Origin of the sequence: Chitinophaga varians (assembly GCF_012641275.1) — a bacterium.
In the GTDB taxonomy this organism is placed as follows: domain Bacteria; phylum Bacteroidota; class Bacteroidia; order Chitinophagales; family Chitinophagaceae; genus Chitinophaga; species Chitinophaga varians_A.
Window position 1 is genome coordinate 877,173 of the sequence record NZ_JABAIA010000002.1, and the last position, 12,922, is coordinate 890,094.

Genomic DNA, 12,922 nt, shown 5'->3' on the forward strand with positions numbered 1-12,922 from the left:
TCAGCAGGGTTCAGGCTGTTAACTCCGGTATAAAATCTGTGACCTTATCAGCAATTGTTTCTCACCATTTAAACCCGGATAACCATGGCAAAGAAAAAGACAGTACTGCCTGATAAGAAGGCGGAGCAGCTGGCGCCGCACACTGAAGATGGGGCGGACCAGTACCTGACCACCAACCAGGGCGTTCGTATCAACGATAACCAGAACACGCTGAAGGCAGGGGAGCGGGGCCCCTCCCTGCTGGAAGATTTTATCATGAGGGAGAAAATCACCCATTTTGACCACGAACGTATACCCGAACGTATCGTGCATGCCCGTGGAGCCGGCGCCCATGGGTATTTCCAGGTATATGAGTCGATGGCGGACTATACCAAAGCCGGGTTTCTCTGTGATCCGGCCCGGCGTACCCCGGTATTTGTAAGATTCTCCACAGTGGCCGGTTCCCGCGGGTCTACCGATCTGGCGCGGGACGTAAGGGGCTTTGCAGTGAAGTTTTATACAGACGAAGGCAACTACGACCTGGTTGGCAATAATATGCCGGTATTTTTTATCCAGGACGCGGTGAAGTTCCCCGATTTTGTACATGCCGTGAAACCGGAGCCACATAATGAGATGCCGCAAGCAGCCTCCGCACACGATACCTTCTGGGATTTTGTTTCCATTATGCCGGAGACCATGCATATGATCATGTGGGTGATGAGCGACAGGGCTATTCCCCGCAGTTTCCGCATGATGGAAGGTTTTGGCGTACATACCTTCCGGTGGATCAATGCCGCGGGCAAGGGCTGCTTTGTGAAGTTTCACTGGAAGCCCTTGCTGGGAGTGCATTCTGTAGCCTGGGAAGAAGCGCAGCAGATCTCCGGCAAAGACCCTGATTTTCATCGGCGGGACCTGTGGAATGCTATTGAAACCGGGAACTTCCCGGAATATGAACTAGGCGTGCAGCTCATCCCGGAAGAAGACGAACACAAATATCCTTTCGATCTGCTGGACCCTACCAAGCTTATTCCGGAAGAAGTAGTGCCGGTGAAACGCATCGGCAAGATGGTGCTGGACCGTAACCCGGACAATTTTTTCGCCGAAACCGAACAGGTGGCTTTTCATCCCGGGCATCTGGTGCCGGGCATCGATTTCACCAATGATCCGCTGTTGCAGGGACGTTTGTTCTCTTATCTCGATACGCAGCTGTCGCGCCTCGGCAGCCCCAACTTCCATGAAATACCGATCAACCGGCCAGTGGCACCGGTGCATAATAATCAGCGTGACGGACATATGCGGCAAACCATCAACCGGGGCGGCACCGCTTATGAGCCCAATACCGTCAGCGCCGGATGCCCGTTCCAGGCAAAGATGGCCGATGGCGGCTTCAGTTCTTACACCGAGCGCATCGACGGACAAAAAATCCGTGGCCGGAGCAAAAGTTTCTTCGACCATTTCAGTCAGGCTGCCTTGTTCTATCACAGCCAGTCACCGGCGGAGCAGCGGCATCTCATCAACGCGCTGCGTTTTGAGCTGGGGAAAGTAACGGACGTGGATATACGTGTGAGGGTGGTGGGGCTGCTGTCGCAGGTGGACAATAGCCTGGCCACAGCTGTAGCAGAAGGGTTGGGCCTTGCGGTGCCGGCACAACCGGAACAACCCATAAACCGCAGCATTCCGGCCGATGGCGATCCGGCACAGTATCAGCCGCATACAGTAAAGCAACCGGTAGAAAAGTCCGATGCCCTGAGTATGGCACATACCGTGAAAGACACGGTAAAAACCAGGCAGGTGGCATTCCTCATAGCCGACGGTGTGGAGGCTAACAGTATTACCGCCATGAAGGAGGCGTTGCTGAAAGCCGGTGCGCAGGTACAGCTCATCGCGCCGAGGCTGGGGTCCGTTAAAACCACCGGCAGTGGCAGCGTGGAAGCTGATCAAAGCTTGCTGGTGGCAGCATCCGTGCTTTTTGACGCCGTGTATGTGCCAGGTGGCGCTGATAGTGCCACGGTACTGGAACAACATCCGGACGCTATCCGGTTTATCAATGAGGCATACCGTCATTGTAAACCCATTGCCGTGGCCGGAGAGGGCTTGCAGGTGCTCAAAGCGACGCATGTGCCGCCGAAGGAAGCGCCGGGCGTGGTAGTAAACGGACAGCCCAAAGCGTTTATAGCAGCGATGGCGCAACATAGGTTCTGGGAACGTGAAGCGGTTACGCAAAGTCGCTAAGACAGCTATAATAAAGCAAAGAAGCGGAGGTCAAATTTGATCTCCGCTTCTTTGCTTTACTATTAGTCTTATTAAAATCTTTGCGCGCTTTGCTGCTTTGCGCCTTTGCGTGATTATCTTTAATCGTATGAAAACACGCCTTCTTGTCTGCTCGCTGATGGCCGCTGCTGTCTGTACGTCCGCCCAGTTCAAAGACCCGCGGCCGGTAAAGCCGAAACCTAATATCATTGTATTCCTGGTGGATGATATGGGTTGGGAAGATACTTCCGTTCCTTTCTGGGACCGGCTGACGGACAAGAACAAACGTTTTCGCACGCCCAATATGGAGCGGCTGGCCAGGGAAGGGGTGAAGTTCACCAATGCCTACGCCACACCGGTATGCACACCGTCGCGGGTGAGCATGATCACAGGCATGAATGCGGCACATCACGGCGTGACAAACTGGACGTCGCCACGTAAGGACGTGAACGCCGATGCGCCGGACAATACGCTGGACAGCGCTCCCTGGAACCACAATGGCTTTAGCCCGGTGCCGGGCGTGCCGCATACCGTATATGCCACCCCGTTGCCCGCCCTGCTGAAAGGCGCCGGTTATTATACCATTCACGCCGGAAAGGCGCACTGGGGCGCTATGGGCACGCCGGGCGCCAACCCGTACAACATGGGCTTTCTGGTGAATATCGCCGGCCATGCGGCCGGGCATCCGCAGAGCTACCTGTCGGAGGAGAACTACGGCAATATGCCTGGCAAGGCCACGGCACAGGCGGTGCCTGACCTGGAGGAGTATTATGGCACTGGTACCTTCCTCACGGAAGCGCTTACACGGGAAGCGCTCAAAGCGCTGGACGAGCCGGTCAACAGGCAACAGCCTTTTTACCTCTACCTCGCGCATTATGCGGTGCATGTGCCTTTGCAGGCAGACAAACGTTACTATCAGCATTACCTGGACATTGGGCTGGACGAGGCAGAGGCCAAATATGCCTCGCTCATAGAGGGCATGGACGCCAGTCTGGGACAGGTGATGGATTATCTTACCAGACGGAAGATCGCTGACAATACCATCATTCTCTTCATGAGCGATAACGGTGGGCTGAGCCTTGCGCCGCCACGGGGCGGTGCGCCGCATACACAGAACCTGCCTTTGCGTGCTGGCAAGGGGTCTGTATATGAAGGTGGTGTCCGGGAACCGATGCTGGTCAAATGGCCGGGCGTAACGAAGGCCGGCAGTGTGGCTTCACAGTATGTGATAATAGAGGATTTCTTTCCTTCCATATTGGAGATGGCCGGTGTAGAACTGTACGATGCCGTGCAGCAGATTGATGGTAAAAGTTTTGTGCCGCTGCTGCGGGAACCGGCTACAACGGACTCCCTACGCACGCTGGTATGGCATTATCCGAATAAATGGATCCCGGATGGAGGCCCGGGCATCAACTATAAAAGCGCACTCCGGCAAGGCCGCTGGAAAGTGGTGTACGACCAGCAACAGGGTAGTGCAGAACTATATGACGTGGTAGCGGATATCGGTGAAAAGCGAGACCTGTCGGCGGTTTATCCCGACCGGGCGCGGTCATTGCTGACGTTGTTGTCACAGCAGCTGCAACAGTGGAAAGCACCGATGCCGATATTAAAAGCGAGTGGAAAACCTTTGCCGTGGCCGGAAAATAGACGGTAACCTCGAGGAAAGTAAAAGGTGTTTTTAAAATTTGGAGTTGTACCTTTGTGACTTGTTACTAACAGTGTAACAGTTGTAGGTTATATGGTGACTGGAATAATCTTATCCGAGTCTCGATAGGAGAGGCTATCCCTGATAATGGATAGCCTCTTTTATTTTTTTATTTGATTAGTTACTTATTTTCTCCGGCGTCTGCGTCCTTCTGGCCTTTGCCATGACCTTGTGCGTTCAGGGCTTTGAGTTTGGCCTGTTGGTCCGGAGTAAGAATGGTCTGGTATTGTTGTTTGCGGTAAGCGGCAATTTCTTTTTTACCGTTGCCGTCTTTCTGGCCGGAGGCTTTCAGCGCGTCTTTGCGGCGAATACATTCTGTATTGACAGCCAGTACTTTTTTATATTGATCATCTGTCAGGTTCAGTTTCGTCTTCAGTTCATCCGCGTATTGGGCAGCACGTTGTTCCGGGGCAGCTACCACTTTGGGCGCTTTGGCTGGTTTGGCCGGCGCCTGTTTGGCAGGAGCGGGGGCAGCAGGTGCAGTAGGGGCCGTTTGGGCGAAAGCCGGAGATACGGCCAACATAATAGCGATAGCAGCGATTAACTTTTTCATGTGTTTTAATGTTTTGTATGCCTGTTAATTCAATTTCCTTGCCATTGGGCCAAAAGTTGACCGGCAACGGCTTAAAATTTCCTTAAAACATAAAAAGCCTGTTATTGGTTTAACTGACTTTGATCTTTTTACGGTAGGCAGAAGGAGAGAGACCGGTGACCTGTTTGAACAGGCGGGTGAAGTAGGAGGCCGACTGGTAGTTGAGCTCAAAGGCGATGCTGGCGATATCGCGGGCAGGGTCTTGCAGGAGGATCTGGCTGTGCAGGATGCTGATTTCGTTGATCCATTGTTTGGGTGGTTTGCCGGTGGCCTCTTTCACACATTTATTAAGATAGTTTTCCGAGATATTAAGTTGCCGGGCATAATACTCCACTGTTTTTTCCCGGAGATGATGGCGTTGTACTTTTTCCCGGAAGCGCAGGGATATGTCGAGGCTGCGATTGAGCGCCACCGGCCGTGGCGATTCGTGCAGCAGTATTTTATTGAGCAGGGCGCGGAACAGCGGCACACATATTTCCATGGAGCCGTTGATGAGGCTTAGTTCCTCTTCCAGCAGCGCGCTGAGGTGTGCCAGCCATTTCACCGCTTTGGCAGGCAGCGTCACAAAAGGAGTGGCAAAGAAAAAATTAAGCAGGCTGTTGTTGAGCGACAGCCGGTTGATGATTTCATTTTCATAAACAATAAAAAAGCCGGTGGCATCCGGTGATATTTCAAGTGTCGCGGTGATGCTTCCCTGTTTGATCAGCAGCACAGAGTTGGCTTCCAGTTTATAGGAAGATACCTCCAGCTGTTGAACAATAGTGCCTTTGGTAACGAAGAGCAGGAAATTGAACGACGTGCGGTAGGGAGGCACGGGAATGACAATGTTGCGCAGATAGTTTTCAATGCGGTATACCTGCAACTGCGCATCGTTGAACAGCACCTGCCTGGATACGCCCGGGAGGAAGGATTTTTTGTATTCGAAATTGGTGAATAACTTAACTGATGATTTCATATCCGTTGCTAAAGGTAGCGGGATTTGTGAAATAAAATGCGGGATTTGTGCTATTCGTCGTTCGTTTAAACATCTACCTTGCAACCTGTAATGAAAGCCATCGTTCGGTACATATTATTACTGTTTTTCCTGATCGGGTTTACTTTCACGGGCCACAACAAAACTCCTTTATTGTCTGCCAGGGCCGCTAACCAATCATACGACGCAGGAAAAAATTGTTCGGATACCTTGTTATCAACAAAAGACTGTCTCGATTTTTTGCAGTTGTTTTCTTTTGTGAATGATGAGACATCCGACGATGAGAGCGATGTATTTCATGTCTCCCGTTTTCAACGTTTTACTACGCTTTTTGCTGCTTATTACCAGGCTTTGTTCCTGACGACAGATAACACCGTGCTGACCGGTCAGCACCGGTTTATGCATCCAGATGCCGCAGTGATGCCGGTGCCCCGTTTTATCATGTTCCATACCCTTATTATTCCTTCCCATCTGGCATAATCTGCCTCCCTTTCTTTTTTTCTTTTATTGATGCATAGGGCTCCCGGGCCTGCCGGGAATGCACGCCCTTAGCGGGCTTACGAATGCCGTAAAATTATATATGAAAAAGAGTTAGAATATTCTTATTTTTTCTTCTATCGATCAAAATTTCTTTAGAAAAACCTGAATAAATATATATTAAAATAAATTATATGCATTTAACACCGCGAGAAACGGAAAAACTGTTGCTTCATCTGGCTGGGGAACTGGCTGCCAAACGCAAAGCACGTGGACTGAAACTCAATTACCCGGAAGCGATCGCCCTTATCAGCAGCGAACTGCTGGAAGCCGCACGGGATGGCCGGTCCGTTGCAGACCTGATGCAGTACGGCGCTACTATCCTCACCCGGGAAGACGTTATGGAAGGCATTCCTGAAATGATCCATGACGTACAGATTGAAGCCACCTTTCCGGACGGCACTAAACTCGTCACCGTTCACCAGCCTATCCGTTAACCGTTAAAACCATTCAACATGATACCCGGAGAGTACTTTCTCGCCAACGGCGATATCCACTGCAACGAAGGCCGTCAGACCGTCACCATCAAAGTGATCAATACTGCCGACAGACCGGTGCAGGTAGGTTCACATTACCATTTCTTTGAAGTAAACCGCCAGATGAGCTTTGACAGGGCGCTGGCCTTTGGTAAAAGACTCAACATCCCCGCCGGCACCGCCGTGCGTTTTGAGCCCGGAGAAGAAAAAGAAGTACAGCTGGTGGAACTGGGCGGCGCCCGCCGAGCCTTCGGCCTCAACCAGCTCGTTAACGGTGATACCGCCCTCGAATCCAGCAAGGACAAAGCAATGGCTAAACTCGCAGCCTCCAACTTCAAAAACCAGCAATCATGAGCCTGATCATCAACAGAGAGCAATATGTAAATATGTACGGTCCTACCACGGGCGACAAAGTTCGTTTAGGCGACACCGATATCATCATCGAAATAGAAAAAGATTTTAACCACTACGGTGATGAAAGCAAATTCGGCGGCGGCAAAACCGTTCGCGACGGCATGGCCCAGTCCAGCACCGCTACCCGCGACCAGGGCGTACTGGACATGGTGATCACCAATGTGGTGCTGATCGACCACTGGGGCATCGTGAAAGGCGACCTCGGCATCAAAGACGGCAAAATTGTCGGCTTCGGCCAGGCCGGCAACCCTGACACTATGGACGGCGTGGAACGTAACATGGTGATCGGCGCCTCCACAGAAGTACATGGCGGCAACGGCCTCATTGCCACTGCCGGCGGCATCGATACGCATATCCACTTCATCAGCCCGCAACAGATAGAAACAGCGCTCTTCAGCGGCATCACCACCATGATCGGCGGTGGTACCGGTCCGGCTGACGGCACCAACGCCACCACCGTTACCCCTGGTAAATGGTACATCGCCAAAATGTTACAGGCGGCCGACGACTTCCCGATGAACCTCGGCTTCTTCGGCAAAGGCAACTGCTCCACGGAAGCGCCTATCGCCGAACAGGTGGAGGCGGGCGCACTGGGCGTGAAAATACATGAGGACTGGGGCGCTACGCCTGCTGTGATAGACGCATCCCTCAACGTAGCAGATAAATACGATGTGCAGGTAGCTATCCATACCGATACGCTCAATGAAGCCGGTTTCCTGGAAGACACCATCAACGCCATCAACGGCCGCGTGATCCACACCTTCCACACAGAAGGCGCCGGCGGCGGTCACGCTCCGGACATCATCAAGGCAGCGATGTATCCCAACGTGCTCCCGGCTTCCACCAACCCTACCCGGCCCTATACTGTCAACACCATCGATGAACACCTCGATATGCTGATGGTATGCCACCACCTGAGCAAAAGCATCCCGGAAGACGTGGCCTTCGCCGATTCCCGCATCCGTCCGGAAACCATTGCTGCGGAAGATATCCTGCACGATATGGGCGTGTTCAGCATCATGAGCTCCGACTCACAGGCAATGGGACGTGTAGGCGAGGTCGTTATCCGCACCTGGCAGACCGCCGACAAAATGAAAAAACAACGCGGCTTCCTCGACGAAGATGCGACGGCACAAAGCGACAACTTCCGCGCTAAAAGGTACGTGGCCAAATACACCATCAATCCGGCCATTGCACATGGCATCGATGAATATGTAGGTTCTGTGGAACCGGGAAAAATCGCCGATATCGTGCTGTGGAAACCTGCCCTCTTCGGCGCTAAACCGGAAATGATCATCAAAGGCGGTATGATCATCGCGGCTAAAATGGGCGACCCCAATGCGTCCATCCCTACGCCGCAACCGGTCATCCTGCGTACCATGTTCGGCGCCCACGGCCGCGCTATGCACCAGACCTGTGCCACCTTCGTCTCCAAAGCGTCCCTTGAAAAAGGTATCGTAGCGGAATATGGCCTGCAGAAAATGGTGCTGCCCGTATCCGGTTGCCGCAACATCTCCAAAAAAGACCTGATACATAACGATAAAACACCAGAGATCACCGTCAACCCCGAAAACTACGAGGTACGGGTAGATGGCGTGCATATCACCTGCGAACCGGTAGATACCGTGCCCTTGGCACAACGGTACTTCCTGTTCTAAAAAAAGTACATCATGATCATTGATAAAATCATCGGCAATACCGGCGCTATGTCACTGGAAGGACGTACCACAGACCCTTTGCTGCTGGAGTGGTATGAAACCACCAAACGCATTCAGCGCAAACATACGCAGGGGGGTATGGAGATAGCCATCCGCTTCCTGAAAGAAGGACAGCGCCTGCGCATCGGCGATGTCCTTTATATGGACGACAGCAGGGCGGTAGTGATAGATATTATTCCCAGCGATGCGATCGTGGTCACCCCACGGTCGCTGCTGGAAATGGGCAGCGTATGTTATGAGATCGGCAACAAACACCTGCCTGTCTTCATCCAGGACGACCAGGTGCTGTTGCCCTTTGAAGAGCCAATCTACCGCTGGTTGCTGGCCGCCGGGTATCAAACGGAAAAAGCACATACCAAACTGACCAACCTGTTGAACGCAAACGTGCAACCACATTCGCATGGCAACGGCGGCGGCAGTTCTCTCTTCTCAAAAATTATGGGCCTTGCAGCAAAAGAACGATAACATCATGGCAGCGGGCTTCCTGGGCAGCCTGTTGCATCTCGCCGATCCTACGCTGCCCATCGGCGGCTACACCCATTCCAACGGACTGGAGACATACGTGCAGCTGGGACTGGTGAACAATGTGTCTTCCGCGGAAATGTTTGTGCAGCATATGCTTGGCAACAACCTGCAATACAACGATGCAGCATTTGTTTGCCTGGCCTACCGTGCTGCTGCGGCCGGCGACCTCGCTGCGCTGCTGTCGCTGGACGAAGAAGCTGCCGCGCTGAAAATGCCCAGAGAGATACGGCAGGCCAGTCAGAAGCTGGGCGTAAGGCTGATGAAAATATTCAGCCGTCAGCAAAGCTATGTACTGGCGCAACAATACGAGGCCGCAACCATTGCTAAAAAAGCGGAAGGGCATTACAGCATCGCCTATGGCCTGTATGCCTGCCTGATGGGCGTTCCGTTACCGGAAGCATTGTATGCTTTTTATTATAACGCTGCCGTAGGCATGGTCACCAATGCTGTGAAACTGGTGCCGCTGGGGCAGCTGGACGGGCAGGACGTTCTGTTCCGCATGCAGCCGGTGATCCGGTCGCTGGTGAATACCACGATGGAACTGGACAGGGACCTCGTAGGCGTGTGCAACATTGGCTTCGATATCCGCTGTATGCAGCATGAACAGCTGTATTCCAGGCTTTATATGTCTTAATTAACAACAACGAAATAATTACTATGAGCGACAGAAAATATGTGAAAATAGGCGTGGCCGGCCCGGTAGGTTCCGGTAAAACCGCCCTGATAGAACGGTTGTCCCGTGCACTGATGAACACCTACGACATGGGCGTGATCACCAACGATATTTATACTAAGGAAGATGCCGAGTTCCTCACCAAAAACAGCCTGCTTCCCAAAGAGCGTATTATCGGTGTGGAAACCGGCGGTTGCCCGCATACGGCCATCCGCGAAGATGCCAGCATGAACCTCGAGGCAGTGGATGAAATGGCGGCACGTTTCCCCGATATTGAACTGATACTGATCGAAAGCGGTGGCGATAACCTCTCTGCTACTTTCAGTCCCGACCTGGCAGATGTGACCATCTTCGTGATCGATGTGGCGGAAGGTGATAAGATCCCCCGCAAAGGCGGTCCCGGCATCACCCGCTCCGACCTGCTGGTGATCAATAAAATTGACCTGGCGCCTTATGTGCATGCAGACCTCGGCGTGATGGAACGGGACGCCCGTAAAATGCGTGCAGGCAAACCATTTGTGTTTACCAACCTGATGTCTTTACAGGGACTGGACACCGTGATTGGTTGGATTAAAAAATACGCCCTGCTGGAAGAAGCCGAAGAACCGGCATTGGTAAGGTAATGCGCAATTGAATTATAATGAACAAACTCAGTTTAATAAGCGGGTACAAAAACGGGCGTTCCTGGCTGAAGGACAGCTACTGCACCCGGCCATTCAAATTGGCCAATGTAGGCATCTACCGGCAGGACCCGGCTTTGTACCTGATGGTGATGAGCTCTTCGCCGGGCATACTGGACGGAGATCATTATGATATCGATATCCGCACAGAGCCGCACAGTAAACTGCAATTGCAGTCGCAGTCCTATCAGCGGTTGTTCAATATGAAAACCGGGGCGCAGCAGCAACAGCGTATCCATATGGAAGCACAGAGCATATTCAGCTACGTGCAGCATCCGGTGGTGCCGCATGAAAATGCTGTGTTCAAATCACATACTGTAGCGCATATGGAAGACGACTGCCAGTTTACTTTCGGTGAGATCATCACCTGTGGCCGCAAACATTCCGGTGAAGTGTTCCGTTTTTCCAAACTGCACAACATCACCGAAATATACCACCGCGGGAAACTCATCCTGAAAGATAACCTGCTGCTGCAACCGCAGCTGTTGCCCATGCAGGCCATCGGGCAGATGGAAGGGTACACTCATCAGGCCACATTGCTACATATCAATACCGGCGCTGCTGATATGGAAACACCGCTGACCGCGTTGCGGCAGATGCTGGAGGAAGAGCAGGGCATAACAGGCGGCGTGTCGCTGCCGGACGCCCGTTGCCTCGTGGTACGTATACTCGGCAACGGGGGCGAACAATTGTACAACTGCCTGCGGAAAATGCAACAGTATTTCTGGCAACATGCCGGGGATAAAATTGTCAACGAAACACTTAAAACAGCTATTGCATGAATATAGGATTAACAACGCTGGTGGTATCTGCCGTGACAATCAGTTGCCTGCATACTGCCACCGGCCCGGACCACTACCTGCCATTCATTGTGCTGTCCCGTTCCAAAAAATGGACTATGTCCAAAACGATATTCTGGACGGTGCTTTGCGGCTTCGGACATATTCTCAGCTCGGTGGTGATTGGATTGATTGGCGTATTGCTTGGCTGGCAACTGTCGAAGCTGACGTGGTTCCAGGACGTAAGAGGCAATATGTCCGGCTGGTGCCTGCTGGGCTTCGGCGTAGTATATCTGTTGTGGGGGCTGCGGCAGGCTTATCTCAACAAGCCCCACAAACATTTCGATGTATATGAAGGCGGCGATATTTATGTGTACGAACACCGGCATGGCGATATCGTTTACCCGCAAAACCGTGTGAAGGTAACACCCTGGATATTGTTCGCCATTTTTGTGATGGGGCCCAGTGAGCCGCTGGTGCCGCTGCTGTTCTATTCCGGTTCACACCGTTCCTCGCTGGAAGTAGTGGTGCTCATCAGTGTTTTTACCGTTACTACCGTGCTTACCATGCTGGCCATGGTGCTGATTGGCTGTTATGGTTATTCCTTTCTGAAAACAGATAAACTCGAAAGATATGTACACGCCATTGGCGGCGCCGTAGTCACCATGTGCGGCATCGGTATGGTGTTCCTCGGGTGGTAAAAAATAAATTCTAACCAATCATCTTTATTATTCTCTAAACAAAAAAAGTGACACAACGGAAACCAATTGCGCTTCCCTGCCTCAGGGGGATAGGGCAGATCATGCTTCAAAACAACGCGTGGACAGGTACGCTATTTCTTGCAGGAATTTTCTATGATTCAATGTTGATGGGCTTTGCGGCCGTTGTAGCAGTAGTTACCGGCACCCTGACAGCCAGACTGCTTCGTTATGATGAAGCGGACATTGAAGCCGGCTTGTACGGTTTTAGTGCCACACTGGTGGGAGTGGCGCTGACCTTCTACTTCAACCCGGTACCGCTGGTATGGGCAGCTGTAGTGCTGGGCTCCGTGGCAGCCACGTGGTTACAGCATCAGTTCATTCGCCGTGGCTGGCCGGGATTCACCTTTCCCTTCATCCTGGTGACGTGGATATTACTGTACCTGTTTCATCATGTATACCAGCCGGGAGCGGCCGCCTCTGTGGCCGGTGCTATGCCGGTCAGCGATGACTTCACCACGGCTACCAATGGTTTCGGCGAAGTGATTTTCCAGGGCAGCGTAATAGCGGGCATCATCTTCTTTGTTGCCGTGTTTATCAGTTCACCGACAGCAGGATTGTATGGCGTATGTGCGTCTCTGTTAGGTGCCTTTATTTCGCTGGAATTTGCGGAGCCGGCCACGGATATTCACATGGGATTGTTTAGCTTTAACGCTGTGTTGTGTGCCATTACCTTTGCCGGCAATAAGCCCCGCGATGGCATATGGGTGCTGTTTTCCGTTGTGCTTTCTGTATTATTGGACGTGGGGATGCTGCAGCAGCATATGGCTGTGTTGACCTTCCCGTTTGTAGCCGCTTGTTGGATTACACTGGGAATGCAGCATCTTCTTCAAAAGATGGGGATCAAAATCAAAGACTGACAG

13 protein-coding genes and 1 pseudogene are annotated in these 12,922 nt (G+C 52.3%); 12 read left to right on the plus strand and 2 right to left on the minus strand.

The annotated features are described in order from the left end of the window. Window positions 1-84 precede the first annotated feature (84 nt). A complete protein-coding gene (gene katE, locus HGH92_RS18240) occupies window positions 85-2,211 on the plus strand; it encodes a catalase HPII (protein ID WP_168872191.1) in 2,127 nt (708 codons plus the stop codon). A 127-nt stretch (window positions 2,212-2,338) separates the two neighbouring features. Then, entirely contained in the window at window positions 2,339-3,883 is a 1,545-nt protein-coding gene (locus HGH92_RS18245; protein WP_168872192.1) for a sulfatase, read from the plus strand. A gap of 172 nt (window positions 3,884-4,055) precedes the next feature. Here HGH92_RS18245 and HGH92_RS18250 read toward each other — a convergent pair whose 3' ends face one another. Then, entirely contained in the window at window positions 4,056-4,487 is a 432-nt protein-coding gene (locus HGH92_RS18250; protein WP_168872193.1) for a hypothetical protein, read from the minus strand. A 109-nt stretch (window positions 4,488-4,596) separates the two neighbouring features. After that, window positions 4,597-5,481 carry a helix-turn-helix domain-containing protein gene (locus HGH92_RS18255; RefSeq protein WP_168872194.1) on the minus strand — a complete coding sequence of 295 codons (885 nt, stop codon included), beginning with the start codon at window positions 5,479-5,481 and terminating at the stop codon, window positions 4,597-4,599. A 78-nt stretch (window positions 5,482-5,559) separates the two neighbouring features. Between HGH92_RS18255 and HGH92_RS18260 the strand changes: the two genes are divergently transcribed. The 10 genes and pseudogenes from HGH92_RS18260 to HGH92_RS18305 all read left to right on the plus strand — a co-directional run bounded on the left by HGH92_RS18260 (window position 5,560) and on the right by HGH92_RS18305 (window position 12,919). After that, window positions 5,560-5,979, plus strand: a complete 420-nt coding sequence (locus HGH92_RS18260; protein ID WP_168872195.1) for a hypothetical protein — start codon at window positions 5,560-5,562, stop codon at window positions 5,977-5,979. Window positions 5,980-6,170: 191 nt separating this feature from the next. Then, the gene (gene ureA / locus HGH92_RS18265; protein WP_168872196.1) at window positions 6,171-6,473 is read left to right on the plus strand and encodes an urease subunit gamma; all 303 of its coding nucleotides are present in this window, start codon (window positions 6,171-6,173) and stop codon (window positions 6,471-6,473) included. Window positions 6,474-6,491: 18 nt separating this feature from the next. Continuing rightward, window positions 6,492-6,791, plus strand: a pseudogene (gene ureB, locus HGH92_RS18270) (urease subunit beta); the annotation flags it as partial. A 71-nt stretch (window positions 6,792-6,862) separates the two neighbouring features. Next, window positions 6,863-8,584, plus strand: coding sequence for an urease subunit alpha (gene ureC, locus HGH92_RS18275; protein WP_168872198.1), 1,722 nt, complete (start codon window positions 6,863-6,865; stop codon window positions 8,582-8,584). Window positions 8,585-8,596: 12 nt separating this feature from the next. Beyond that, entirely contained in the window at window positions 8,597-9,109 is a 513-nt protein-coding gene (gene ureE, locus HGH92_RS18280) for an urease accessory protein UreE (protein ID WP_168872199.1), read from the plus strand. Then, window positions 9,090-9,803, plus strand: coding sequence for an urease accessory protein UreF (locus HGH92_RS18285; protein ID WP_247654972.1), 714 nt, complete (start codon window positions 9,090-9,092; stop codon window positions 9,801-9,803). Before ureE ends, HGH92_RS18285 begins: the two co-directional genes overlap by 20 nt. A gap of 23 nt (window positions 9,804-9,826) precedes the next feature. Further along, a complete protein-coding gene (gene ureG, locus HGH92_RS18290) occupies window positions 9,827-10,465 on the plus strand; it encodes an urease accessory protein UreG (protein ID WP_168872200.1) in 639 nt (212 codons plus the stop codon). A 17-nt stretch (window positions 10,466-10,482) separates the two neighbouring features. Beyond that, a complete protein-coding gene (locus tag HGH92_RS18295; RefSeq protein WP_168872201.1) occupies window positions 10,483-11,304 on the plus strand; it encodes an urease accessory protein UreD in 822 nt (273 codons plus the stop codon). Further along, complete coding sequence (locus HGH92_RS18300; protein ID WP_168872202.1) at window positions 11,301-12,002, plus strand: hypothetical protein; 702 nt, start codon at window positions 11,301-11,303, stop codon at window positions 12,000-12,002. The genes HGH92_RS18295 and HGH92_RS18300 overlap by 4 nt, the downstream gene beginning before the upstream one ends. A 47-nt stretch (window positions 12,003-12,049) precedes the next feature. After that, window positions 12,050-12,919: an urea transporter gene (locus HGH92_RS18305; RefSeq protein WP_317166427.1), complete on the plus strand. Its 870-nt coding sequence runs from the start codon at window positions 12,050-12,052 to the stop codon at window positions 12,917-12,919. The last annotated feature ends 3 nt before the right edge of the window (window positions 12,920-12,922 follow it).

Coding starts and splice junctions, on each gene's coding strand:
- HGH92_RS18300 (WP_168872202.1), top strand. CDS start 11,301: ATGAATATAGGATTAACAACGCTGGTGGTATCTGCCGTGACAATCAGT.
- katE (WP_168872191.1), top strand. CDS start 85: ATGGCAAAGAAAAAGACAGTACTGCCTGATAAGAAGGCGGAGCAGCTG.
- ureG (WP_168872200.1), top strand. CDS start 9,827: ATGAGCGACAGAAAATATGTGAAAATAGGCGTGGCCGGCCCGGTAGGT.
- ureC (WP_168872198.1), top strand. CDS start 6,863: ATGAGCCTGATCATCAACAGAGAGCAATATGTAAATATGTACGGTCCT.
- HGH92_RS18295 (WP_168872201.1), top strand. CDS start 10,483: ATGAACAAACTCAGTTTAATAAGCGGGTACAAAAACGGGCGTTCCTGG.
- HGH92_RS18250 (WP_168872193.1), bottom strand. CDS start 4,487: ATGAAAAAGTTAATCGCTGCTATCGCTATTATGTTGGCCGTATCTCCG.
- ureA (WP_168872196.1), top strand. CDS start 6,171: ATGCATTTAACACCGCGAGAAACGGAAAAACTGTTGCTTCATCTGGCT.
- HGH92_RS18245 (WP_168872192.1), top strand. CDS start 2,339: ATGAAAACACGCCTTCTTGTCTGCTCGCTGATGGCCGCTGCTGTCTGT.
- HGH92_RS18255 (WP_168872194.1), bottom strand. CDS start 5,481: ATGAAATCATCAGTTAAGTTATTCACCAATTTCGAATACAAAAAATCC.
- ureE (WP_168872199.1), top strand. CDS start 8,597: ATGATCATTGATAAAATCATCGGCAATACCGGCGCTATGTCACTGGAA.